The organism is Streptomyces sp. NPDC047002, from assembly GCF_040704505.1.
Lineage (GTDB): Bacteria > Actinomycetota > Actinomycetes > Streptomycetales > Streptomycetaceae > Streptomyces.
The window spans coordinates 47,173-69,950 of record NZ_JBEYWC010000039.1 but is presented as its reverse complement, the minus strand read 5'-3'; the positions used below and the strand labels follow the sequence as shown (position 1 = coordinate 69,950).

Sequence of the window (22,778 nt, the reverse complement as noted above, 5' to 3'; positions counted from 1 at the left end):
TGTCACCCAGCTGCCGCAGCGAGACGGCCAGTTGGAGCCCGGCCTGGCTGGCGCCGACGATCACCCGCCCCGCCGCGCCGCTACTCCTGCGTGCCGCCCGCCGGGCGGCGGGCCAGCAGCCAGGGCTCCACCACACCGAGGCCGCGCACCGGCCGCTGCCACATCGGCTGGAGCCCGAAGCGGTACGCCGGGGGCTCGGCGCCCTCCTTCTCCGCGGTGGCCGCCTCCTCGGCGGCGAGCGCCTCGGACTCGGGGGCCTCGCCCGTGCGGATCAGCTCCTCCGCGAGTGCGCCGTCGACCAGGACCGTGTCGCGGGGGGCTATCGAGGTGAGCCTGCTCGCGAGGTTGACGGTGGTGCCGAAGACGTCGCCCATGCGCGTGGTGACCGTGCCGAAGGCGATGCCGACGCGCAGCGCGGGCATCGTCTCGTCGTGGGTCATGGTCTCGATCAGCCGCAGCGCGATCTCCGCCGCGATGCCCGCGTCGTCCGCCGCGAACAGCACCTCGTCGCCGAGGGTCTTGATCAGGCGGCCGCCGTGCGCGGCGACCAGGTCGGCCGCGGTCGTCTCGAACGCCTCGACCAGCTCGCCCAGCTCCTCTTCCTCAAGCCGCCTGGTCAGCCGGGTGAAGCCGACGAGGTCCGCGAAGCCGACGCAGAGGCGCCGGTCGACCATCTCGTCGTCGTCGCCTGCCTGGACGACCCGCCCGGTGGCCGCGGCGAGCTGCCGCCGCCACACGTAGACGAGGAACTCCTCAAGCTCCGGCAGCAGCAGCTCGACCAGGGGGTACGTGACCTCGGTGCGGGTCATGCCCGGCTCCGGCGGCTCGGTGAGCCCTTCGAGGAACGAGTCGATCTGCCACTCGGCGAGGCGCGCCGTGGTCTGCCCGGTGGACCGGGCGACCTGCACGGCCATCGGCTCGCTCAGCAGGCCCGCCTCGACCAGGCCCGCGAGGCGGCGCAGCGCGAGGACGTCCGCCTCGGTCAGCGCCTTGGCCTGGCCGATGTCGGCGAAGCCCATGGCGCGCCAGAACCGCGAGGCGAGGTCCATGGAGACGCCGGCCGTGCGGGCGGCCTGGAACGGCGTGTACTGGCGCTCGGCGCCGAGGATCAGGTGTTCGAGGCGGATCGCGAGCGGATTGTCGGTCGGCTCGGCCGTGTGCTCCACGACGTGGTGCGGCAGAGGGTGCTCGCCGCCCCCCTGCCGCGGCTCCGCGCCGTCGTCCCGGCCGCCGCCGTCCGCGGGCACCTGCGCGCCCTCGGGCTCCCCGGCAGCGTCCGGCGTCCGCGCGGACCGGTCCGCGGGCTCCACGGGGGTCGGCTGGTCGCCGGCGGCGGCGTCCGGCGGGTCCTGCGGGTCGTCCGCGCCGGAATTCGTGTCGTCGACGGTCACCAGCCGCCTCCTGCCCGTTCCCTGCGCACTGTCCTGCCGATCCTGTGACCGATCTTCGTGAACTGCCTCAACGATACGGCAGGTGTGCCCTGGCTCACGTCCCGCCCGTGCGGCCGGCTCCCCCGCTCAGGGGCCCCGGCGGGCGGGCCCCGCCGCCCGTGCGCCGGGGCGGCGGGGCGCACGGGCCGGCGGCGCGCCGGTGCTCAGTCGGCGTCGGCCGTCCGCAGGTGGACGATGTCGCCCGCCGCGACCGGCTCGCGCAGCCCGGTCCCGGTGGCCAGCACGATCCGGCCGTCGCCGTCGATCGCGACGGCCTCGCCGGTCAGCGTGCGCGCGCCCGGCAGCTCGGCCCTGACCCGGCGGCCGAGAGTGGCGCAGCCCGCCGCGTACGCCTCCTGGAGGCGGGAGGCCGCCGGGTCGCCGCCGGCCGCGCGCCAGTCCCCGTACCACTGCTCGACGGAGCGCAGGACGGCGCGCAGCAGCGTCTCCCGGTCGAGGGAGGCGGCCCCCGCGAGGGCCAGCGAGCCGGCCGTGGGGACCGGCAGCTCGGCGGCGCGCAGGGAGACGTTGAGGCCGATGCCGACGACGACGGCGTCCTCGCCCGCGCGTTCCGCGAGGATGCCGCCCGCCTTGCGCTCCTCGCCGTCGACGGCGACCAGCAGGTCGTTGGGCCATTTGAGGGAGGTGTCGACGCCTGCGGCCCTGGCGAGGCCGGCCGCGACGGCGACGCCGGTCAGCAGCGGCAGCCAGCCCCAGCGGGCGGCGGGCACGTCGGCGCCCGGCCGCAGCAGCACGGAGAAGAAGAGGCCCGAGCGCGCAGGGGCGCTCCAGGTCCGATCGAGCCTGCCGCGGCCCGCCGTCTGCTCCTCGGCGACCAGCACGGCGCCCTCGGCGGGCGCGTCCCCGCCCCCGGCCGCCGCCCGCGCCGCGAGGTCCGAGTTGGTCGAGCCGGTCGCCTCGACCACGTCGAGCGAGGTCCACAGGGTGCCGGGCCTGATCAGCGCCCGCCGCAGACCTTCGGCGTTCAGGGGCGGCCGGTCGAGGTCGGACCAGCGGCTTCCCGAGGTGTTCGGATCGGTCATGCAGGCCAGACTATGTGTGGCAAACGCCGCACTGCCGAACCGTGGGGCCGCCGATACGCTACGGAAACAAGTTACGGATCAGTAGGAGTCGTTGCCGATGACCCAGCCGACCGAGCCGGACCAGAACGCCGCGGAGGGCGCGGGCCCCGACCTGCACACCACCGCGGGGAAGATCGCCGACCTGCGCCGGCGGATCGAGGAGGCGACGCACGCCGGCACGGCGGTCGCGGTGGAGAAGCAGCACGCCAAGGGCAAGCTGACGGCGCGTGAGCGGATCGCCCTGCTGCTCGACGAGGACTCGTTCGTCGAACTCGACGAGTTCGCGAGGCACCGGTCGACCAACTTCGGCATCGAGAAGAAGCGCCCGTACGGCGACGGCGTGGTCACCGGCTACGGCACGGTCGACGGCCGCCCGGTGTGCGTGTACTCCCAGGACTTCACGGTCTTCGGCGGGTCGCTCGGCGAGGTCTACGGCGAGAAGATCGTCAAGGTCATGGACTTCGCCATGAAGACCGGCTGCCCGGTGATCGGCATCAACGACGGCGGCGGCGCCCGCATCCAGGAGGGTGTGGTCGCGCTCGGCCTGTTCGCGGAGATCTTCCGCCGCAACGTGCACGCGTCGGGCGTCGTCCCGCAGATCAGCGTGATCGTGGGGCCGTGCGCGGGCGGCGCCGTCTACTCGCCCGCGATCACCGATTTCACGGTGATGGTCGACCAGACCTCGCACATGTTCATCACGGGCCCCGACGTCATCAAGACGGTGACGGGCGAGGACGTGGGCTTCGAGGAGCTGGGCGGCGCGCGCACCCACAGCACCACGTCGGGCGTCGCGCACCACATGGCGGGTGACGAGAAGGACGCGATGGAGTACGTCAAGTCGCTCTTGTCGTACCTCCCGTCGAACAACCTGACCGAGCCGCCCGCCTTCCCCGAGGAGGCGTCGCTCGAACCGACCGAGGAGGACCGCGAGCTCGACACGCTGATCCCGGACTCGGCGAATCAGCCGTACGACATGCGCAGCGCAATCGAACGCGTCCTGGACGACGGGGAGTTCCTGGAGACGCAGGCGATGTTCGCGCCGAACATCGTCACGGGCTTCGGCCGCATCGAGGGCTTCCCCGTCGGCGTGGTCGCCAACCAGCCGACACAGCTGGCCGGCTGCCTCGACATCAACGCGAGCGAGAAGGCGGCGCGCTTCGTCCGCACGTGCGACGCGTTCAACGTGCCGGTGCTGACGTTCGTGGACGTGCCGGGCTTCCTGCCGGGCGTGGACCAGGAGTACGGCGGCATCATCAGGCGCGGCGCCAAGCTGATCTTCGCCTACGCGGAGGCGACGGTCCCGCTGATCACGGTCATCACCCGCAAGGCGTTCGGCGGCGCGTACGACGTGATGGGCTCCAAGCACCTCGGCGCCGACGTCAACCTGGCCTGGCCGACGGCGCAGATCGCCGTGATGGGCGCGCAGGGCGCGGTCGGCATCCTGCACCGGCGCACGATCGCCGGGGCGGGCGACGCCGCCGCGCAGGAGGCCCGCCGCGCCGAGCTGATCCAGGAGTACGAGGACACCCTGCTCAACCCGTACGTGGCGGCGGAGCGCGGCTATGTCGACGCGGTGATCCTGCCGTCCGACACCCGGGCGCACGTGGTGAAGGCGCTGCGGCAGCTGCGCACGAAGCGCGAGGCGCTGCCGCCGAAGAAGCACGGCAACATCCCGCTGTAGCAGGCTGCGAGAGGAGCGGAGGCGAGCGATGATCAAGGTGATACGGGGCAACCCGACGCCCGAGGAGCTGGCGGCGGCGGTCGCGGTCGTGCAGGCGCGCGCCGCGGGCACGGCGGGCACGGAGCCGCCGCCCCCCGGCGGGCGGGCCGAGTGGGCGGCGCCCGCGCGGATCGCCCGCACCCGGGTGCCGAGCCCGGGACCGCGCTCCTGGGCGCACACGTACTGGCCCCGGTGAGTACGCGTACTCAGGCGCCCGGGGGGCGGGCGGCGGACCATCGGTCGCATGCTCTGGTCCGATCCCGAAGAAGACCCCCCGAAGGAGCTGCGTGACGCGCAGGCCATGCTGCGGCGCGCGGGGATCGTGATCGCGCTGGGCATGGTCCTCGCGATGCTGGCCGTGGGCCTGCTGTGAGCCGCGGCGCACCCTCCTGCCCCGGGCCGCAGGGCGGTGGCGGGCGCAGGTCCCCGGGGGTCGCGGGGGCGGATAGCCTCGGGGCATGACAGAACCCCGTCGGCTGGTCCTCGCCTCGCAGTCCCCTGCCCGTCTCGGCCTGCTGCGGGCCTCCGGGTTCGCCCCCGAGGTGATCGTCAGCGGCGTCGACGAGGAGGCGCTGTCCGCGCCCACGCCGGGCGAACTCGCGCTGCTGCTCGCGGAGGCGAAGGCCACCAGCGTGGCGGAGCGGCCCGAGGCCGCGGGGGCGCTGGTGATCGGCTGCGACTCCGTGCTCGACCTCGAAGGCGAGGCCCTGGGCAAGCCCGTGGACGCCGAGGACGCCACCGCGCGCTGGAAGGCGATGCGGGGCCGCTCGGGCGTGCTGCGCACCGGCCACTGCGTGATCGACACGGCGAGCGGGCGGCGCGCGGCGGCCACCGCGTCGACCACCGTGCGGTTCGGGACGCCGACGGACGCCGAGGTCGCCGCGTATGTCGCCTCGGGCGAACCCCTGCACGTGGCGGGGGCGTTCACGCTCGACGGCCGCTCGGCGCCGTTCGTGGACGGCATCGAGGGCGACCCGTCGAACGTGATCGGCCTTTCGCTGCCGCTATTCCGCCGGCTTCTCCACGAGGTGGGAGGGTCCCTCACGGACCTCTGGGCCTGACTGGTGCGGAATGCCGGCGCCGGAGTCGGGCGCGCCCGCGGCGCGCGCCGCCTCGGGCCGCGGCGGCCCGTACGAGAGCAGCACCCACACCAGCAGCCCGAGACCGACCATCAGCACCGCGAACACGCCCCAGCCGAGCACGCTCGACGTCACGGCGCCCAGCAGCCCGTGGACGACGGCGGCGACGATGAGCAGGACCCTGCCCGCGCGTCCGGGGCCGCGGTCCGCGCGGGCCGTACGCGCCAGGACGAACGCGCAGACCAGCGAGAACAGCGCGCCGATCCCGCACCCGACCCACGCGCCGAGCGTCATCGCCGAGGGCTTGATGCCCGCGAGTGACATGTGCTGGGCGTCCACCACCCTGGAGAGCAGCGCGGCCACCGCGACCAGGACCACGGCCTCCACGGCGACGAACACCGCCGCCACCCAGGCCACCCACACCACCGGTCGGCGAGCCACGGCGCCCACCCCTTCCTGTTACCCCGAGTACAGAGCGTCCCGCGCACGCTACTCATCGGTAAACGGAGGGACAAGGGGTTGGGCGGACCCCGGGTGAATCGGCCCACCGCTCGGACGGCGCCGCGGTGTCTTTATGGACTTCCCACAAAGAAACAGGATTCAGCGCGGAGCAGTCGCACAGAGAGGTGGGCCACATCAGGACGCTACTGTGCGAGGAAGAATCCCGGCGTACCGTGGTGCCACAAGGGATTTCGTTACCTGGGCGAACCTCGTATCACGCTCCGTGTGGACGAGCTCACCATTGGGGACGGCTCGCACGGCCGTGTCGGCAGTCCCTAAACTCAGCTTGTTTTATTTGGAGGGAGCAATCGTGCGCAAGGTGCTGATCGCGAATCGTGGCGAGATCGCTGTCCGGGTGGCGCGGGCGTGCCGGGACGCGGGGATCGCGAGCGTGGCGGTCTACGCGGAGCCGGACCGCGACGCGCTGCATGTGCGGGTCGCCGACGAGGCGTTCGCGCTGGGCGGCCAGACACCGGGGGAGAGCTACCTCGACATCGCCAAGGTCCTCAAGGCCGCGGCCGACTCGGACGCCGACGCCGTCCACCCAGGCTACGGCTTCCTCTCGGAGAACGCCGAATTCGCGCAGGCGGTCCTGGACGCGGGCCTGACCTGGATCGGCCCCCCGCCGCACGCCATCCGCGACCTGGGCGACAAGGTCGCCGCCCGCCACATCGCCCAGCGCGCGGGCGCCCCCCTCGTAGCAGGCACACCCGACCCGGTCTCCGGCAGCGACGAGGTCGTCGCCTTCGCCAGGCAGCACGGCCTGCCCATCGCCATCAAGGCCGCCTTCGGCGGCGGCGGCCGCGGCCTCAAGGTCGCCCGCACCCTCGAAGAAGTCCCCGAACTCTACGACTCCGCCGTACGCGAGGCAGTGGCCGCCTTCGGCCGCGGCGAGTGCTTCGTCGAGCGCTACCTCGACAAGCCCCGCCACGTCGAGACCCAGTGCCTCGCCGACACCCACGGCAACGTCGTCGTCGTCTCCACCCGCGACTGCTCCCTGCAGCGCCGCCACCAGAAACTCGTCGAGGAAGCCCCCGCCCCCTTCCTGAACGAGGAGCAGAACGCCCAGCTCTACACGGCCTCCAAGGCCATCCTGAAAGAAGCCGGCTATGTCGGCGCAGGCACCGTGGAGTTCCTCGTCGGCGCGGACGGCACCATCTCCTTCCTGGAGGTCAACACCCGCCTCCAGGTCGAGCACCCCGTCACCGAAGAGGTCTCCGGCATCGACCTGGTGCGCGAGATGTTCCGCATCGCCGACGGCGAAGCACTCGGCTACGACGACCCCACCCCCCGCGGCCACTCCATCGAGTTCCGCATCAACGGCGAGGACCCCGGCCGCGGCTTCCTGCCCGCCCCCGGCACCGTCACCCTCTTCGACCCGCCCACCGGCCCCGGCGTCCGCCTCGACACGGGCGTGGAGAGCGGCAGCGTCATCGGCCCCGCCTGGGACTCCCTGCTCGCCAAGCTCATCGTCACCGGCGCCTCCCGCGCCCAGGCCCTCCAGCGCGCCTCCCGCGCCCTGGGCGAGTTCACCGTCGAGGGCATGGCCACCGCCCTGCCCTTCCACCGCGCGGTCGTCACCGACCCGGCCTTCACCAGCGACCCGTTCACCATCCACACCCGGTGGATCGAGACCGAGTTCGCCAACACCATCCCGCCGTTCGCCGCCCCCACGCCCGAAGGCGAGAGCGACGAGGCCGGCCGGGAGACCGTCGTGGTCGAGGTGGGCGGCAAGCGTCTTGAGGTCTCCCTGCCCTCGTCCCTGGGCATGAGCCTGGCCCGCACCGGCCTGGCCGCGGGCGCCAAGCCGAAGCGCCGCAGCGCCAAGAAGGCCGCGTCCGCCGCGTCGGGCGACGCCCTCACTTCCCCCATGCAGGGCACCATCGTCAAGGTCGCCGTCGAAGAGGGCCAGGAAGTCAAGGAAGGCGACCTCGTCGTCGTCCTCGAAGCCATGAAGATGGAACAGCCCCTCAACGCCCACCGCTCCGGCACCGTCAAGGGACTCACCGCCGAGATCGGCGCCTCCCTCACCTCAGGCGCCACCATCTGCGAGATCAAGGACTGAGGCGGCGCGGGCGCGGGGACGGGCCGTCCCCGTGCCCGCGCGCCCCGGTGCCGCCCGGTGGCATCCTTGTCCCCACCCGGGAGGCGGGAAGCCGCGGCAACCGGTCAGGAAGGACACGGCAGATGGCGAGGGACACGGCGACGACCCCGGTGCCGCGCAGGGCCATGCGCGCCGACGCGCGCCGCAACTACGAGCGCCTGCTCGCCGAGGCGCGCGCCGGTTTCGCCGCGCACGGCACGGACGCCTCCCTCGAGGACATCGCGCGCCGCGCCGGGGTCGGCATCGGCACGCTCTACCGGCACTTCCCCAACCGCCAGGCCCTGATGAGCGCGGTCTTCCAGGACGCGCTCGGCGTGCTGCTCGACCGGGCGGGCGAGCTGGCCGAGTCCGCCAACCCGTGCCGCGCGCTGGTCGACTGGCTGCGGGCGTTCGTGACGTACGCGGGCGAGTACCGCGGCCTGTCGCGCGCGCTGATGTCCGCGCCCCGCGACGACGACACCTCCCCGCTCGGGCGCTGCAACGCGCCGCTGCGGGCCGCGGGCGACGCGCTGCTGTGCCGGGCCCAGCAGGCAGGTGCCGTACGGGAGGGCGTGTCCGTCGACGACCTGCTCCAGCTGACCAACGCGATCGCACTGGCCTCGGAGCAGTCCCCCGAGGACCCCGAGCTCGCGGACCGGCTGCTCGCGCTGACCCTCAAGGGCCTCTCCCCGCGCCCGCCCGCGACCCCGGCGGAGCCGTAGGGCCCGCGGGGAGGCAGGCGAGGCGCCCCGCCTGCCTCCCCGCGGGTCCCCGGGCCTCCCCGCGGGTCCCCGGGCCTCCCCGCGGGCCCCCGGGCCTCCCCGCGGGTCTCCCGCTACCTCCTGCGCAGGTCGGCGACGCGGGCACGCTCCCGCTCGCGCTCGGGCTCCTGGAGGGCCGCCGAGGGGGACGGCGGCATCGAGGCGCTGCGCAGATGGCCCGGTGCTCCCGGGGTGCGCCGCTGGCCCGGCAGCGGGGCCTGGCCGCCGCGCTCGGCGGCCTGCTCGCCCGTGCCGCCGCCGCCCGCGGCGCCTTCCGCGCCCGCGACGGAGACCTGCACGCCCTGGTCGGCGAGGGCCTGGAGCTCGCGGGCCGCGCGTTCGTCGTGCGCGGGCGGCTCGTCGGTGACCAGCCGGCTGATCAGCTCGGTCGGCACGGTCTGGAACATGGTGTCCGTGGCCAGCTTGGTGTGGTCGGCGAGCACCACCACCTCACCCGCCGCGCGGACGAGCGCACGGTCGACGCTGGCGGAGAGCATGTTGGAGGTCGACAGGCCGCGCTCGGCCGTCAGGCCCGTACCCGAGAGGAAGGCGCGGCTGACCCGCAGGCCCTGGAGCGACTGCTCGGCCCCGCTGCCGACGAGCGCGTAGTTGGAGCCGCGCAGCGTGCCGCCGGTCATCACGACCTCGACGCGGTTCGCGTGCGCCAGCGCCTGGGCGACCAGCAGCGAGTTGGTGACCACGGTCAGGCCGGGCACCCTGGCCAGCCGGCGGGCCAGCTCCTGTGTCGTCGTGCCCGCGCCCACCACCACGGCCTCGCCCTCCCCCACGAGGGTCGCGGCGAGGTCCGCGATGGCCGTCTTCTCCGCCGAGGCGAGGTGCGACTTCTGCGGGAGGCCGGACTCCCGCGCTAAGCCGCCCGGCAGGACCGCCCCGCCGTGCCTGCGGTCGAGGAGCCCTTCGGCTTCCAGCGCGCGCACGTCACGCCGTACGGTCACTTCTGAGGTCTGGACGACACGGGCGAGCTCACGGAGCGACACGGCCCCGTTGGCGCGCACCATTTCGAGGATCAATTGACGACGTTCTGCAGCGAACACAGAACTGACAGTAACCCCAATGACCGTCTGCTTTCAGCAGTTTGCACCTAATTACCGAAGTTGTACGTACGGAGTTCCAGTAAGTGGTATACGGGGTCGGGCGCCCCGTCTCGCGCCGGGGCAGGACCGCCGCCGCGCGCCCAACGCGGCGCGGCCCCGCGGCAGGTGGGGCCACGCGCCGCGCCCTCAGCCCTCCTGCGCCGCCTTGCGCGCGTGCAGCTGCCGCGCCACCTCGGCGATCGAACCCGAAAGCGACGGGTACACCGTAAAGGTGTTCGCGATCTGCTCCACCGTCAGGTTGTTGTCGACGGCGATCGAGATCGGGTGGATCAGCTCGCTCGCGCGCGGCGCGACGACGACGCCGCCGACCACGATCTCGGTGCCGGGGCGGGCGAAGATCTTCACGAAGCCGTCCCTGATGCCCTGCATCTTGGCGCGCGGGTTGCGCAGCAGCGGCAGCTTGACGACGCGTGCGTCGATCCGGCCCGCGTCGACGTCGGCCTGGCTGTAGCCGACGGTCGCGATCTCCGGGTCGGTGAAGACGTTCGCCGAGACGGACTTGAGGTTGAGGGGCGCGACCGCGTCGCCGAGGAAGTGGTACATCGCGATCCTGCCCTGCATCGCGGCGACCGAGGCGAGCGCGAACACGCCCGTCACGTCGCCCGCCGCGTAGACGCCGGGGGCGGACGTCCTGGAGACCCGGTCGGTCTTGATGTGCCCCGACGGCTTGAGGACGACCCCGGCCTCTTCGAGACCCATGCCCGCGGTGTTCGGGATCGCGCCGACCGCCATCAGGCAGTGGCTGCCGCCGATGACGCGGCCGTCGGCGAGCGTCACCTCGACCCGGTCGCCGACGCGCTTGGCCGCGGCGGCGCGCGAGCGCGACATGACGTTCATGCCGCGGCGCCTGAACACGTCCTCCAGCACGGCGGCGGCGTCCGGGTCCTCGCCCGGCAGCACCCGGTCGCGGGAGGAGACCAGCGTCACGCGTGAGCCGAGCGCCTGGTAGGCACCGGCGAACTCGGCGCCCGTGACGCCCGAGCCGACCACGATCAGCTCGTCGGGCAGCTCGTCGAGGTCGTATACCTGCGTCCAGTTGAGGATGCGCTCGCCGTCCGGCAGCGCGTCGGGGATCTCGCGGGGATGGCCGCCCGTCGCGATCAGCACCGCGTCGGCCGTGAGCACCTCCTGCTCGCCCTCAGGCAGGTCCACCACGACCTTGCGGGAGCCGTCCACCGCCTGCCGCCCGTCGAGCCTGCCGCGGCCGCGCAGGACCCGCGCGCCCGCGCGGGTGACGGACGCGGAGATGTCGTGCGACTGGGCGAGCGCGAGGCGCTTGACCCGGCGGTTGACCTTGCCCAGGTCCACGCCGACGACCCGCGCCGACCGCTCGACGGGGGGCGTGTCGTCCGCGACGAGGATGCCGAGCTCCTCGTAGGAGGAGTCGAAGGACGTCATCACCTCGGCCGTCGCGATGAGGGTCTTCGAGGGGACGCAGTCCGTCAGCACCGAGGCGCCGCCGAGTCCGTCGCAGTCGACGACGGTCACCTCCGCGCCGAGCTGGGCGCCCGCGAGGGCCGCCTCGTAGCCGCCGGGTCCGCCACCGATGATCACGATCCGGGTCACGAAAAATCAGCCTCGCGTCGTCTGCCGGCCGTCACTCACCCCGGCCGGGCTGCTGGGTGCCCCGGGCGGGAGGACGCTCCGGGGGCGTGGGAATACATGTCTCATTGTCCCGCACGCCGCGGGCGGCGCCGCCCGGGGCCCGCCGAACGCGGCGGGCGGGGGGCGCCACCCCGCCGCGCCACCCCGGTTGCGGCCCGCGCCCCACGCCCCTGCCGCCCCTCCCGTACCCTCGATCCCATGTCGCTCTACGCCGCGTACGCCGGCAACCTCGATGCGCGGCTGATGTCACGCCGCGCCCCGCACTCCCCGCTGCGCGGCACGGGGTGGCTCAACGGGTGGCGGCTCACCTTCGGCGGCGAGCAGATGGGCTGGGAGGGCGCCCTCGCCACGATCGTCGAGGCGCCCCGCGAGCAGGTCTTCGTCGCCCTGTACGACATCGCGCCGATGGACGAGGACTCGATGGACCGCTGGGAGGGCGTCGGGCTCGACATCTACCGGCGCATGCGGGTGCGCGTCGACACCCTCGAAGGCGCCGAGCCGTCCTGGCTCTACGTGCTCAACGGCTACGAGGGCGGGCTGCCGTCCGCCCGCTACCTGGGCGAGATCGCGGACGCCGCCGACTCGGCGGGCGCGCCGCACGACTACGTGATGGAGCTGCGCAAGCGGCCCTGCTGAGCCCGCCGGGCTCCCTGAGCGCGACCCCGCCCGGGGCCCGCGCGCCCGCCCGTCGCCGCCCTTCACCCGTCGGAAACGACAAGGCAACAATCACCGGACCGTGCACTCGTTCATCTACGCGCGTAGGGAATGACCGGCTAGGCTCGTGACGTGAACGCATCTGCTACGTCGGCGACCGCCGATGGCCCCGCCGACCCCTACGCCGCAGCGGACCTCGCCGCCGCCCGGCTGCGCGAGCTGTCCGGCGCCGAGAGCCACGACATCCTCCTGGTGATGGGCTCGGGCTGGGCCCCCGCCGTGGCGGCGCTCGGCGCCCCGGAGGCCGAGTTCCCGATGGCCGACCTGCCGGGCTTCCCGCCGCCGGTCGTCGAGGGCCAGGGCGGCACCGTCCGCTCGTACCACATCGAGGGCAGCGGCAAGCGCGCGCTGGTCTTCCTCGGCCGCACGCACTACTACGAGGGCCACGGCGTGGGCACCGTGGCGCACGGCGTGCGCACGGCGGTCGCGGCCGGCTGCAAGACGGTCGTCCTGACCAACGGCTGCGGCGGCCTGCGCGAGGGCATGCGCCCCGGCCAGCCGGTGCTGATCAGCGACCACCTCAACCTGACGGGCGTCTCCCCCATCGTCGGCGCCCACTTCGTCGACCTGACGGACCTGTACTCGCCGCGGCTGCGCGCGCTGTGCAAGGAGGTCGACCCGGCGCTCGAAGAGGGCGTGTACGCGATGTTCCCCGGCCCGCACTACGAGACCCCCGCCGAGATCGCCATGGTCCGGGTGCTCGGCGCCGACCTCGTCGGCATGTCCACCGTCCTCGAAGCCATCGCGGCGCGCGAGGCGGGCGCCGAGGTGCTCGGCATCTCGCTGGTGACCAACCTCGCCGCGGGCATGAGCGGCCAGCCGCTCAACCACGAGGAGGTCATCAGGGCAGGGCGCGACTCCGCCCAGCAGATGGGCGCGCTGCTCGCCCGGGTGCTCGACCGCGTCTGACCGCGCGCGGCCCGGGCACGCGCCCCGTACGGCACGACCCGGAGGGGGCTCGCCGCCGCCCCCGTACGGTACGACACGCCACCACCCCACCCGCCGGGAAGGACCCACCGTGACCCAGGACTCCGTGACCGCACGCGCCGAGGCGTGGCTGGCCGAGGACCCGGACGCCGACACCCGCGCCGAGCTGCGCGCCCTGCTCGACGCGGGCGACCGCGAGGCGCTCGCGGAGCGCTTCTCGGGGCTGCTCCAGTTCGGCACGGCCGGGCTGCGCGGCGAACTGGGCGCGGGTCCGATGCGGATGAACCGCGCCGTGGTGATCCGCGCGGCCGCGGGCCTCGCCGCGTACCTCGGGGAGCAGGGCGAGGGCGGCGGGCTCGTCGTCGTCGGCTACGACGCCCGGTACAAGTCGGCCGAGTTCGCCAGGGACACGGCCGCGGTGATGGCGGGCGCGGGGCTGCGGGCCGCGCTGCTGCCGCGCGCGCTGCCGACGCCGGTGCTCGCCTTCGCGGTGCAGCACCTCGGCGCGGTGGCGGGCGTGCAGGTGACGGCGAGCCACAACCCGCCGCGCGACAACGGCTACAAGGTGTACCTGGGCGGCGGCTCGCAGATCGTGCCGCCCGCGGACGCCGCGATCGCCGCACGCATCGAGGCGGTGGCCGCGCTCGCCGACGTGCCGCGGCCCGCGGACGGCTGGGAGGTCCTCGACGACTCGGTGCTCGCCGCGTACCTGGAGCGCACCGGCGCCGTCCTGACGCCCGGCTCGCCGCGCACCGCCCGGGTGGTGCACACGGCGCTGCACGGGGTGGGCACGGAGACGGTGCTCGCCGCGTTCGAGAGGGCGGGCTTCCCCGCGCCCGTCGTGGTGGCGGAACAGGCGGAGCCCGACCCTGCGTTCCCGACCGTCGCCTTCCCCAACCCGGAGGAGCCGGGCGCGATGGACCTGGCCTTCGCCACGGCCCGCGAGCACCGGCCCGACGTGGTCATCGCCAACGACCCCGACGCCGACCGCTGCGCGGTGGCCGTGCCCGACCCGGCGGCGGACGGCGGCTGGCGGATGCTGCGCGGCGACGAGGTGGGCGCGCTGCTCGCCGCGCACCTGGTGCGCGGCGGCGCGAAGGGCACGTTCGCCGAGTCGATCGTCTCGTCGTCGCTGCTCGGCCGGATCGCGGCGGCCGCGGGGCTGCCGTACGAGGAGACGCTGACCGGCTTCAAGTGGATCGCCCGCGTCCCCGGGCTGCGGTACGGGTACGAGGAGGCGCTCGGCTACTGCGTCGACCCGGACGGCGTGCGCGACAAGGACGGCATCACGGCGGCGCTGCTCGTGGCCGAGCTGGTCTCCGTGCTGGCGGCCGACGGCAGGACGCTCACCGGCCTGCTGGACGAACTGGCGCTCGCGCACGGCCTGCACGCCACGGACCAGCTGTCGGCCCGGGTCGCCGACCTGTCTCTGATCGCCGACGCGATGCGCCGCCTGCGCGAGCGGCCGCCGGCCCGCCTCGCGGGCCTGGCCGTCACGCGCGCCGAGGACCTGGCGGAGGGCCCGAACGGCCTGCCGCCCACCGACGGCCTGCGCTACACCCTGGCCGGCGCGCACGACGCCCGCGTCATCGTCCGCCCCAGCGGCACGGAACCCAAGATCAAGTGCTATCTGGAGGCCGTGATCCCGGTCCCCTCCCCCGCCGCCCTGCCCGCGGCCAGGGCAGCAGCCGCGGAGCTGCTCGCCGCCCTGAAGCACGACCTCGCCGAGGCAGCGGGCCTCTGAGGGCCCGGAGCCCCGGCGAGGCCCGCGGCGGAGCCCTCATGTGCGGGGATCGATCGGGACCGCCCCGAGCGTCCTGAAAGGGTTCCCTGAACGCTCCGTCCGTCCAGGGCGTCATGGGCGAGGGACTCGGACCAGAGCTCTCGCTCCAGGACCGGGAAGGCCGACAGGTCGGTGCGCCTTCGAGGCACGGCCCCGGGACATGCGCCTAGGGCGTGCCGGTCTCAGGCCAGTACGAGGAGGACGATCAGCAGGACCGCGCCGACGAGGGAGGGCGCGATGATCTCGTAGGACCAGCGGACCGCCGGGGCGCCCTTGGCGGCTTCCGCGCCGTTCTCCTCGGCGCGGTCCGCGAGTTCACGCATCTCGACCAGTGCCTGGTCGGCCTGGGCGAGCTTCGGCTCGGTGTCGGAGGAGGCGAAGGACAGCGCGGACTGGCGCGAGCCCGAGGACGCGGTCGCCGAGCGTTCGAGGCGGCTCAGCCTGCGGTCGGCGCGCTTGCGCTGGCGCAGGCTGACCGGGATCGCCCACATCTGGTACTTGGCGCCGTCCCGCGTGAACAGTTCCGTGCTGAAGCGCGCCTTCATGTGCTTCATCGCGCCCCACGGCACGGAGATCGTGCGGAACGGGTTCCTGATCCGCACGCCGTGGGGGCCCGCGAAGACCGCGGGCCGCACCGTGAAGGCCACCAGCAGGGGGACCACGAACAGCAGCGCGGCGAGCGACAGCCAGGGCACCCGTCCGCCGCCCGTGGCCACGGCGTCGATGCCGAGCCAGAGCACCAGGGCGAGCACCAGGGCACCGCCGGCGATGCCGCCGCCCGAGCGGTACACGCGGTCGGCGTACGCGGGCGCGTCCGCCGCCTGCGCCGGTGCGGCTGAGTCGGCCCGGCCGGCCTCGGGCTGGTGCTGTTCGGAACGTGCCATACCCCTGATTCTGCCGCACGCGGGAGCGAAGGGGCGAAGGGAGTTCGGGGTCGGTTCTGCATCGGTTCCTGCGTGGCCCCGGCCGACCGGGCCCGGCACGCGCGGGCCCGTACGCCCCCAGCCGCACCGCACGCACGGGCCCGTACGCCCCAGCCGCACCGCACGCGCGGCCCCGCGCAGCCGCCCGCGCGCACGCCCGCACGCCCTGTACATACCGCTACGCGCGTAGATATGCTGCGCTTGTGACCATGTCCACCAGCACCCCACCCCCGCTCGCCGACGTCGCCGCGTCGGACGCCACGCTGCGGCGCTTCCTGCACGGGCTGCCCGGCGTCGACCCGGTCGGCCTCGAAGCGCGCGCCGCCGCGCTCGGCACGCGGTCCGTCAAGACCACCGCCAAGGCGTACGCGATCGACCTCGCGATCTCGATGATCGACCTGACCACCCTGGAGGGCGCGGACACGCCGGGCAAGGTGCGCTCGCTCGCCGCGAAGGCGCTGCGGCCCGACCCTTCGGACCGGAGCACGCCCGCGACGGCCGCCGTCTGCGTCTATCCGGACCTGGCGGCGACCGCGCGCGCCGCGCTCGGCGACTCCCCCGTCAAGGTGGCGTCCGTCGCGACGGCGTTCCCCGCGGGCCGCGCCGTGCTCGACGTGAAGCTCGCCGACGTGCGCTCGGCGCTGGACGCGGGCGCGGACGAGGTCGACATGGTCATCGACCGCGGCGCGTTCCTCGCCGGGCGCTACCTCGCGGTGTTCGAGGAGATCCGCGCCGTCAGGGAGGCGTGCGGCGACCGGGCGCGGCTGAAGGTCATCTTCGAGACCGGCGAGCTGTCCACGTACGACAACATCCGCCGGGCCTCCTGGCTCGGCATGCTCGCGGGCGCCGACTTCATCAAGACGTCCACCGGCAAGGTCGGCACGAACGCGACGCCGGCCAACACCCTGCTGATGCTGGAGGCCGTGCGCGACTTCCGCGCGCAGACCGGCACGCAGGTCGGCGTGAAGCCGGCCGGCGGCATCCGCACCACCAAGGACGCCATCAAGTACCTCGTGCTGGTCGGCGAGACCGCGGGGCCCGACTGGCTGGACGGCCACTGGTTCCGCTTCGGTGCCTCGTCCCTCCTGGGCGACCTGCTGATGCAGCGTCAGAAGCTGCGCACCGGGCGCTACTCCGGTCCCGACTACGTGACGGTGGACTGATCACCATGGCATCGCAGAAACCCACCGCCCCCGCGGCATCGGGCGGCTCGCCTTTCGCGTACGCACCGGCGCCCGAGTCGCGCGCCGTGGTCGACATCGCGCCGTCGTACGGCCTGTTCATCGACGGCGCGTTCGACGCGGCCGCCGACGGCCGGGTCTTCAAGACGCTCGCGCCCGCCACCGAGGAGGTGCTCTCGGAGGTCGCGCACGCGGGCCCTGACGACGTGGAGCGCGCCGTGCGCGCCGCGCGCCGCGCCTTCGAGAAGTGGTCCGCGCTGCCCGGCGCCGCGCGCGCGAAGTACCTCTTCAGGATCGCCCGCATCCTCCAGGAGCGCTCGCGCGAACTGGCCGTGCTGGAGACCCTCGACAACGGCAAGCCCATCAAGGAGACCCGGGACTTCGACGTCCCGCAGGCCGCCGCGCACTTCTTCTACCACGCGGGCTGGGCCGACAAGCTGGCGCACGCGGGGTTCGGCCGCGAGCCGCGCCCGCTGGGCGTGGCCGCGCAGGTCATCCCGTGGAACTTCCCGCTGCTGATGCTGGCGTGGAAGATCGCCCCGGCGCTCGCCACCGGCAACACGGTGGTGCTCAAGCCCGCGGAGACGACGCCGCTCTCCGCGCTGTTCTTCGCGGACGTGTGCCGGCAGGCGGGGCTGCCGAGGGGCGTGGTCAACATCGTGACGGGCGACGGCGCGACGGGCGCGGCGCTGGTCGCCCACCCGGACGTGGACAAGGTCGCGTTCACCGGCTCCACGGAGGTCGGCAAGGCGATCGCCCGTGAGATCGCGGGCACCGGCAAGAGGGCCACGCTCGAACTCGGCGGCAAGGGCGCCAACATCGTCTTCGACGACGCGCCCGTCGACCAGGCGGTCGAGGGCATCGTCACCGGCATCTTCTTCAACCAGGGCCAGGTGTGCTGCGCGGGCTCGCGGCTGCTGGTGCAGGAGTCCGTCGCCGACGAGCTGGTGGAGTCGCTGAAGCGGCGCCTCGGCACGCTGCGCCTCGGCGACCCGCTGGACAAGAACACCGACATCGGCGCGATCAACTCGGCCCAGCAGCTGGCGAAGATCCGCGAGCTGACGGGGATCGGTGAGGCCGAGGGCGCGGAGCGCTGGTCGCCCGCGTGCGAACTGCCCACCTCCGGCTACTGGTTCCCGCCGACACTGTTCACCGGCGTGGCGCAGGCGCACACGGTGGCGCAGGACGAGATCTTCGGCCCCGTGCTCTCCGTGCTGACGTTCCGTACCCCCGACGAGGCCGTCGCGAAGGCCAACAACACGCCGTACGGCCTGTCGGCGGGCGTGTGGACGGAGAAGGGCTCGCGGATGCTCGCCGTCGCCGACCGGCTGCGGGCGGGCGTCGTCTGGGCCAACACGTTCAACAAGTTCGACCCGGCGTCGCCGTTCGGCGGCTACAAGGAGTCGGGTTACGGCCGCGAGGGCGGCCGCCACGGCCTGGAGGCGTACCTCGATGTCTGACAGCGGCGGCCAGGGCCGTCTCACGGTCCTGAAGACCTACAAGCTGTACGTGGGCGGCAAGTTCCCGCGGAGTGAGAGCGGCCGGGTGTACGAAGTGACGGATGCGAAGGGCCGGTGGCTCGCCAACGCCCCGCTCTCGTCCCGCAAGGACGCGCGCGACGCGGTCGTCGCCGCGCGCAAGGCGGTCGGCGGGTGGTCGGGCGCCACGGCGTACAACCGCGGGCAGGTGCTCTACCGGGTCGCCGAGCTGCTGGAGGGCCGCGCCGAGCAGTTCGCCCGTGAGGTCGCGGAGGCGGAGGGCCTTTCGCGGGCGAAGGCGGCGGCCGCCGTGGAGGCGGCGATCGACCGCTGGGTCTGGTACGCGGGGTGGACCGACAAGATCGCGCAGGTGCGGGGCGGCGCGAACCCGGTGGCAGGGCCGTACTTCAACCATTCGGTGCCCGAGCCCACGGGGGTGGTCGCGGTGCTCGCGCCGCGCGCCTCTTCGCTGCTCGGCCTGGTGTCGGTGGTGGCGCCGGTGGTCGCGACGGGCAACACGGCGGTGGTGGTGGCGAGCGAGGACCGGCCGCTGCCCGCGCTCTCGCTCGCCGAGGTCCTCGCGACCTCGGACGTGCCGGGCGGCGTGGTCAACGTGCTGTCGGGGCGTACGGCGGAGATCGCGGCGCCGCTCGCCGCCCACCAGGACGTCAACGGCATCGACCTGACGGGCGCCGACGCGGCGCTCGCGAAGGACCTGGAGGTCGCCGCGGCCGACAACCTCAAGCGGGTGCTGCGCCCTGCACGCGCCGCCGAGGACTGGGCCGCGGACCCGGGTACGCGCAGGATGGCGGCGTTCCTCGAGACCAAGACGGTCTGGCACCCGACGGGCGCGCTGGGCGTCGCGGGCTCGTCGTACTGAGTCCGCCGCGGCCGGCCCGGCCCCCTCGGCGCCAGGTCAGCCGCCCAGCAGGCTCGTGGCCTGCCCGGTCACCGGGAGGGTGGCGAGCGCGCCGCCGTGGGTGACCGGGTCGGTGAGCGCGGTGGTGGAGAGCGGCTTGAAGTCGGCGACCTGCGTGCCGACGCCGTTGTCCAGCGGGTCGACGCCGGTATTGGCGAGCGGGTCGATCTGGAGGTTGGTGACGGGCTTCGTGACGCCCTCGGTGACCGCGGTGCCGAGGCCGCCCGTCAGGGCCTGCGCCGTGGCCTGCGCACCCTGCTGGACGCCCGCGTCCTGGGCGTCCGCCGCCTGGGCCGCCGCGCCGCCGAGCCCGAGCGCGGCGCCCGCTGCGGTGACGGTCAGGCCCGCGCGCAGCAGCGCGCGGCGGGAGGAGGAGGGGGCTGCATGACGTGCCATGGGGTTCCGTTCCGCTGCGAGGTCTCTGGTGCGGTGTCTCTGTGCGTGGTGCTTCCGGTGCGTACAGTAATTGCCCGGGCCGGTGGGCCACCACCTCTTCCGCGGGTACGGGCCCGTACCGTCCCCGGGGGTCCCCTGCGCGGGTGCATGCCTCACACTGGTGTTCTGTGACGCATCCCCACCGCCGCCCGACGCCCGTACTCCTGCTCGCGGGCCCCTCGGGGTCGGGCAAGTCGTCCCTGGCCGCCCGCGCGGGCCTGCCGGTGCTGCGGCTCGACGACTTCTACAAGGAGGGCGACGACCCGACGCTGCCGCTGGTGCCTGGCAGCGCCGACATCGACTGGGACGCGCCGGGCTCATGGGACGCGGACGCGGCGGTGGCCGCCGTGTGCGAGCTGTACGCGACGGGCCGCACGGCCGTGCCGGTGTACGACATCGCGACAAGCTCCCGCACGGGCACCGAGGAACTCGCCGTCGGCGAGGCGCCGTTGTTCATCGCCGAGGGCATCTTCGCGGCGCAGATCATCGCGCGCTGCCGCGAACGGGGCGTGCTGGCCGACGCGTTGTGCCTGCGCGGCCGTCCCTCGACGACGTTCAGGCGGCGCCTGCTGCGGGATCTGCGGGAGGGCCGCAAGTCGGTGCCGTTCCTGCTGCGCAGGGGGTGGCGGCTGATGCGCGCCGAGCGGGGCATCGTGGCGGGGCAGGTGGCGCTCGGGGCCCACGCCTGCGCGAGGCCGCAGGCGCTGGCCAGGGTGGCCGCTGCGCTCGCCGCCGCATCGGCGCCCGAGGCGGCGCCGCCCGCCCCGCGCCGGTCCCCGGCCGCCGAGGCCGCGGACCGCACGGCGCGCTAGGGTCCGCCCGCTGTCACGCGGTCAGGTCAGCGTCTTGCCGAAGCCCGCGGCGAGCGGCATCCGCAGGCCCAGCGGCGGCGGCGCGGCGAGTGCGTCCTCCACCGGGCGCGAGTAGGGCCGGGAGAGCAGCGCGCCCAGCGCGAAGTCCTTGGCGAGGGCGGTGACTTCGCGGGAGTGGTGGCGCAGTGCGTGCCCGTCGGAGTGGACCTCGAAGCGGCAGGTGCCGCGGTTGGCCTTCTTGGCGCGCTCGGCCAGCCGGAACGACAACTCGGGGTCGGTGCGCCGGTCGTTGGTGCCGTGCACGATCAGCACCTGACGCCCGACCAGCTGCCGCACCGGCTCCTCGGGCGCCGCGATGTCGTCCTCGGGCAGCCAGGGGGCCACGGCAAGCGCGGAGTTGACGGCCTCGTGGCCCGCCGCGTGCAGCGCGGCCCGGCCGCCCATGCCGAAGCCCACGAGGCACACCGGCACGTCCCCGTACCGCCCCACCGCCTCGGATGCGGCCCAGGCGGCGTCGGCGGCGAGCGCGGCGTCGCGGCCGTTCCAGCCGCCGTAGCGGTAGCGCACCACGTGGACCAGCACGCCCTCGCGCGCTCCCGCCCTGGCGAGGGATCTGGCGAAGGGCGCGACGACGGCCCTGGAGAACGGCGAGGGACGGCGCGCCGAGGTCTGCGCGCCGTCCGGGAGTACCAGGACGACGCCGCCCGTCGGGACGCCCGCGGGGGGCGGGGCGACGGGCCGCCCCAGCCTGGGCAGTGGACCGGTCCCTTCGCCTTCTGGTTGCTGCAGGCGCTCCGTTGCGCCCTGGCCTGCCTGATGTCCCATGGCAGAACACTGTCAGAAGCGTGCGTCGACTCCACCCTTCCGCGCGGTCACTGTTACGTATCGACAGCCCCGCGCGGGCGCCCGCTCTACGCGCGTAGGCGTTAGATTGGACGGATGACGAGCCCTTCCGGTCAGACGCCTCCGCTGCCCAGCGCGGACCAGATCCGCCGCGCCCCCAAAGTGCTGCTGCACGACCACCTGGACGGCGGGCTGCGGCCCGGCACGGTGGTGGACCTCGCGCGGGACGCGGGCTACACCGGCCTGCCCGAGCAGGAGGCCGACCGGCTCGGCAGCTGGTTCCGCGAGGCGGCCGACTCCGGGTCGCTGGAGCGCTATCTGGAGACGTTCGCCCACACCTGCGCCGTCATGCAGTCGCGCGACGCGCTGTTCCGGGTGGCCGCCGAGTGCGCGGAGGACCTGGCGGAGGACGGCGTCGTCTACGCCGAGGTGCGGTACGCGCCGGAGCAGCACCTGGAGGGCGGCCTGACCCTCGGCGAGGTCGTCGAGGCGGTCGACGAGGGCTTCAGGGAGGGCGAGCGGCGCGCCAGGCGAAACGGCCACCGCATCAGGGTCGGCGCCCTGCTCACCGCGATGCGGCACGCGGCGCGCGCCCTGGAGATCGCCGAACTGGCCAACTCCTACCGGGACTCCGGCGTGGTCGGCTTCGACATCGCGGGCGCGGAGGCCGGCTACCCGCCCACCCGGCACCTGGACGCCTTCGAGTACCTGAAGCGCGAGAACAACCACTTCACGATCCACGCGGGCGAGGCGTTCGGACTGCCGTCGATCTGGCAGGCGCTCCAGTGGTGCGGCGCCGACCGCCTCGGCCACGGCGTGCGCATCATCGACGACATCGAGGTCGCCGGCGACGGCACGGTGAAGCTGGGCCGGCTCGCCGCGTACGTGCGCGACAAGCGCGTCCCGCTCGAACTGTGCCCGAGCTCCAATCTCCAGACGGGCGCCGCCGCCTCGTACGCCGAGCACCCGATCGGGCTGCTGCGCAGGCTGCACTTCCGCGCCACCGTCAACACGGACAACCGACTCATGTCGGGCACGAGCATGAGCCGTGAATTCGGCGCGCTGGTGGAGACCTTTGGCTACGGCCTCGACGACATGCAGTGGTTCACGGTCAATGCGATGAAATCAGCATTCATTCCTTTCGATGAACGACTGGCCATGATCAATGACGTCATCAAGCCCGGATACGCCGAACTGAAATCCGAATGGCTGTTCCGACAGACCGCCGTGACCAGCTAGTTCTTCACCGAGTACGTCCATCACACCTTTCCGTCCACCCGCTGGAACACGCATAAGGAAAGTCGCGGGATATTTGCGGGCGGCGAGCCGCGCTGGCTAGGTTGCAGAGCCGCTCGTTTTCCCACACCCCCCAAGGACGAAATCTCAG

General features: G+C 73.8%; 22 protein-coding genes. 14 read left to right on the top strand and 8 right to left on the bottom strand.

Annotated elements, in window-relative coordinates; translation table 11 throughout:
* Window positions 1-80: 80 nt before the first annotated feature.
* Together AB0910_RS27720 and AB0910_RS27715 are read right to left on the bottom strand one after the other, a co-directional pair.
* Window positions 81-1,181 carry an adenylate/guanylate cyclase domain-containing protein gene (locus AB0910_RS27720; RefSeq protein WP_366747397.1) on the bottom strand — a complete coding sequence of 367 codons (1,101 nt, stop codon included), beginning with the start codon at window positions 1,179-1,181 and terminating at the stop codon, window positions 81-83.
* A gap of 413 nt (window positions 1,182-1,594) precedes the next feature.
* Complete coding sequence (locus AB0910_RS27715) at window positions 1,595-2,473, bottom strand: biotin--[acetyl-CoA-carboxylase] ligase (protein WP_366747392.1); 879 nt, start codon at window positions 2,471-2,473, stop codon at window positions 1,595-1,597.
* A 97-nt stretch (window positions 2,474-2,570) separates the two neighbouring features.
* On the opposite strand from AB0910_RS27715, the gene AB0910_RS27710 reads away from it, so the two are divergent.
* From AB0910_RS27710 to AB0910_RS27695, 4 genes are all read left to right on the top strand, one after another.
* Window positions 2,571-4,193, top strand: a complete 1,623-nt coding sequence (locus tag AB0910_RS27710) for an acyl-CoA carboxylase subunit beta (protein ID WP_366747391.1) — start codon at window positions 2,571-2,573, stop codon at window positions 4,191-4,193.
* A 28-nt stretch (window positions 4,194-4,221) separates the two neighbouring features.
* Window positions 4,222-4,428, top strand: coding sequence for an acyl-CoA carboxylase epsilon subunit (locus tag AB0910_RS27705; protein ID WP_366747390.1), 207 nt, complete (start codon window positions 4,222-4,224; stop codon window positions 4,426-4,428).
* 48 nt (window positions 4,429-4,476) lie between these two features.
* Window positions 4,477-4,605 carry a hypothetical protein gene (locus AB0910_RS27700; protein WP_366747389.1) on the top strand — a complete coding sequence of 43 codons (129 nt, stop codon included), beginning with the start codon at window positions 4,477-4,479 and terminating at the stop codon, window positions 4,603-4,605.
* Window positions 4,606-4,690: 85 nt separating this feature from the next.
* On the top strand, window positions 4,691-5,293 hold the full coding sequence (locus AB0910_RS27695) for a nucleoside triphosphate pyrophosphatase (protein WP_366747388.1): 603 nt from the start codon (window positions 4,691-4,693) through the stop codon (window positions 5,291-5,293).
* Here AB0910_RS27695 and AB0910_RS27690 read toward each other — a convergent pair.
* Window positions 5,237-5,752 carry a hypothetical protein gene (locus AB0910_RS27690; protein ID WP_366747387.1) on the bottom strand — a complete coding sequence of 172 codons (516 nt, stop codon included), beginning with the start codon at window positions 5,750-5,752 and terminating at the stop codon, window positions 5,237-5,239. The genes AB0910_RS27695 and AB0910_RS27690 overlap by 57 nt on opposite strands.
* 370 nt (window positions 5,753-6,122) lie before the next feature.
* Between AB0910_RS27690 and AB0910_RS27685 the strand changes: the two genes are divergently transcribed.
* Window positions 6,123-7,877, top strand: coding sequence for a biotin carboxylase N-terminal domain-containing protein (locus AB0910_RS27685; RefSeq protein WP_366747386.1), 1,755 nt, complete (start codon window positions 6,123-6,125; stop codon window positions 7,875-7,877).
* A 122-nt stretch (window positions 7,878-7,999) separates the two neighbouring features.
* Window positions 8,000-8,617, top strand: a complete 618-nt coding sequence (locus AB0910_RS27680; RefSeq protein ID WP_366747385.1) for a TetR/AcrR family transcriptional regulator — start codon at window positions 8,000-8,002, stop codon at window positions 8,615-8,617.
* A gap of 113 nt (window positions 8,618-8,730) precedes the next feature.
* On the opposite strand, the gene AB0910_RS27675 is transcribed toward AB0910_RS27680, so the two are convergent.
* Window positions 8,731-9,711, bottom strand: coding sequence for a DeoR/GlpR family DNA-binding transcription regulator (locus AB0910_RS27675; protein ID WP_366747384.1), 981 nt, complete (start codon window positions 9,709-9,711; stop codon window positions 8,731-8,733).
* Between the two features lie 186 nt (window positions 9,712-9,897).
* Window positions 9,898-11,337, bottom strand: a complete 1,440-nt coding sequence (locus AB0910_RS27670) for an NAD(P)H-quinone dehydrogenase (protein WP_366747383.1) — start codon at window positions 11,335-11,337, stop codon at window positions 9,898-9,900.
* A 237-nt stretch (window positions 11,338-11,574) separates the two neighbouring features.
* On the opposite strand from AB0910_RS27670, the gene AB0910_RS27665 reads away from it, so the two are divergent.
* The 3 genes from AB0910_RS27665 to AB0910_RS27655 all read left to right on the top strand — a co-directional run bounded on the left by AB0910_RS27665 (window position 11,575) and on the right by AB0910_RS27655 (window position 14,761).
* Window positions 11,575-12,012 (top strand): gamma-glutamylcyclotransferase, encoded by a 438-nt coding sequence (locus AB0910_RS27665; RefSeq protein ID WP_366747382.1) that lies wholly within the window; start codon window positions 11,575-11,577, stop codon window positions 12,010-12,012.
* Window positions 12,013-12,162: 150 nt separating this feature from the next.
* Window positions 12,163-12,999 (top strand): purine-nucleoside phosphorylase, encoded by an 837-nt coding sequence (locus tag AB0910_RS27660; protein ID WP_366747381.1) that lies wholly within the window; start codon window positions 12,163-12,165, stop codon window positions 12,997-12,999.
* Between the two features lie 109 nt (window positions 13,000-13,108).
* Window positions 13,109-14,761 carry a phospho-sugar mutase gene (locus AB0910_RS27655; protein ID WP_366747380.1) on the top strand — a complete coding sequence of 551 codons (1,653 nt, stop codon included), beginning with the start codon at window positions 13,109-13,111 and terminating at the stop codon, window positions 14,759-14,761.
* Between the two features lie 221 nt (window positions 14,762-14,982).
* Here AB0910_RS27655 and AB0910_RS27650 read toward each other — a convergent pair whose 3' ends face one another.
* Window positions 14,983-15,684 (bottom strand): PH domain-containing protein, encoded by a 702-nt coding sequence (locus AB0910_RS27650; RefSeq protein ID WP_366747379.1) that lies wholly within the window; start codon window positions 15,682-15,684, stop codon window positions 14,983-14,985.
* A gap of 248 nt (window positions 15,685-15,932) precedes the next feature.
* On the opposite strand from AB0910_RS27650, the gene deoC reads away from it, so the two are divergent.
* The 3 genes from deoC to AB0910_RS27635 are packed head-to-tail and all read left to right on the top strand — an operon-like array spanning window position 15,933 to window position 19,262.
* On the top strand, window positions 15,933-16,886 hold the full coding sequence (gene deoC / locus AB0910_RS27645) for a deoxyribose-phosphate aldolase (protein WP_366747378.1): 954 nt from the start codon (window positions 15,933-15,935) through the stop codon (window positions 16,884-16,886).
* 5 nt (window positions 16,887-16,891) lie between these two features.
* Entirely contained in the window at window positions 16,892-18,364 is a 1,473-nt protein-coding gene (locus AB0910_RS27640) for an aldehyde dehydrogenase family protein (protein WP_366747377.1), read from the top strand.
* Window positions 18,357-19,262 carry an aldehyde dehydrogenase family protein gene (locus tag AB0910_RS27635; protein ID WP_366747376.1) on the top strand — a complete coding sequence of 302 codons (906 nt, stop codon included), beginning with the start codon at window positions 18,357-18,359 and terminating at the stop codon, window positions 19,260-19,262. The genes AB0910_RS27640 and AB0910_RS27635 overlap by 8 nt, the downstream gene beginning before the upstream one ends.
* A 36-nt stretch (window positions 19,263-19,298) precedes the next feature.
* On the opposite strand, the gene AB0910_RS27630 is transcribed toward AB0910_RS27635, so the two are convergent.
* Window positions 19,299-19,697: a hypothetical protein gene (locus AB0910_RS27630; protein WP_366747375.1), complete on the bottom strand. Its 399-nt coding sequence runs from the start codon at window positions 19,695-19,697 to the stop codon at window positions 19,299-19,301.
* A 167-nt stretch (window positions 19,698-19,864) separates the two neighbouring features.
* On the opposite strand from AB0910_RS27630, the gene AB0910_RS27625 reads away from it, so the two are divergent.
* Window positions 19,865-20,548 (top strand): ATP-binding protein, encoded by a 684-nt coding sequence (locus AB0910_RS27625; RefSeq protein ID WP_366747374.1) that lies wholly within the window; start codon window positions 19,865-19,867, stop codon window positions 20,546-20,548.
* Window positions 20,549-20,569: 21 nt separating this feature from the next.
* Here the strand turns inward: AB0910_RS27625 and AB0910_RS27620 are convergent, their stop codons facing one another.
* Complete coding sequence (locus AB0910_RS27620) at window positions 20,570-21,373, bottom strand: dienelactone hydrolase family protein (protein ID WP_366747373.1); 804 nt, start codon at window positions 21,371-21,373, stop codon at window positions 20,570-20,572.
* A 114-nt stretch (window positions 21,374-21,487) separates the two neighbouring features.
* Between AB0910_RS27620 and AB0910_RS27615 the strand changes: the two genes are divergently transcribed.
* On the top strand, window positions 21,488-22,630 hold the full coding sequence (locus tag AB0910_RS27615; RefSeq protein WP_366747372.1) for an adenosine deaminase: 1,143 nt from the start codon (window positions 21,488-21,490) through the stop codon (window positions 22,628-22,630).
* Window positions 22,631-22,778: the final 148 nt, after the last annotated feature.

Bases quoted from the DNA above. Each gene is read 5' to 3' on its own strand.
- AB0910_RS27680 (WP_366747385.1), top strand. From the start codon at position 8,000: ATGGCGAGGGACACGGCGACGACCCCGGTGCCGCGCAGGGCCATGCGC.
- AB0910_RS27700 (WP_366747389.1), top strand. From the start codon at position 4,477: ATGCTCTGGTCCGATCCCGAAGAAGACCCCCCGAAGGAGCTGCGTGAC.
- AB0910_RS27650 (WP_366747379.1), bottom strand. From the start codon at position 15,684: ATGGCACGTTCCGAACAGCACCAGCCCGAGGCCGGCCGGGCCGACTCA.
- deoC (WP_366747378.1), top strand. From the start codon at position 15,933: ATGTCCACCAGCACCCCACCCCCGCTCGCCGACGTCGCCGCGTCGGAC.
- AB0910_RS27695 (WP_366747388.1), top strand. From the start codon at position 4,691: ATGACAGAACCCCGTCGGCTGGTCCTCGCCTCGCAGTCCCCTGCCCGT.
- AB0910_RS27705 (WP_366747390.1), top strand. From the start codon at position 4,222: ATGATCAAGGTGATACGGGGCAACCCGACGCCCGAGGAGCTGGCGGCG.
- AB0910_RS27635 (WP_366747376.1), top strand. From the start codon at position 18,357: ATGTCTGACAGCGGCGGCCAGGGCCGTCTCACGGTCCTGAAGACCTAC.
- AB0910_RS27665 (WP_366747382.1), top strand. From the start codon at position 11,575: ATGTCGCTCTACGCCGCGTACGCCGGCAACCTCGATGCGCGGCTGATG.
- AB0910_RS27620 (WP_366747373.1), bottom strand. From the start codon at position 21,373: ATGGGACATCAGGCAGGCCAGGGCGCAACGGAGCGCCTGCAGCAACCA.
- AB0910_RS27615 (WP_366747372.1), top strand. From the start codon at position 21,488: ATGACGAGCCCTTCCGGTCAGACGCCTCCGCTGCCCAGCGCGGACCAG.
- AB0910_RS27715 (WP_366747392.1), bottom strand. From the start codon at position 2,473: ATGACCGATCCGAACACCTCGGGAAGCCGCTGGTCCGACCTCGACCGG.
- AB0910_RS27640 (WP_366747377.1), top strand. From the start codon at position 16,892: ATGGCATCGCAGAAACCCACCGCCCCCGCGGCATCGGGCGGCTCGCCT.
- AB0910_RS27630 (WP_366747375.1), bottom strand. From the start codon at position 19,697: ATGGCACGTCATGCAGCCCCCTCCTCCTCCCGCCGCGCGCTGCTGCGC.
- AB0910_RS27710 (WP_366747391.1), top strand. From the start codon at position 2,571: ATGACCCAGCCGACCGAGCCGGACCAGAACGCCGCGGAGGGCGCGGGC.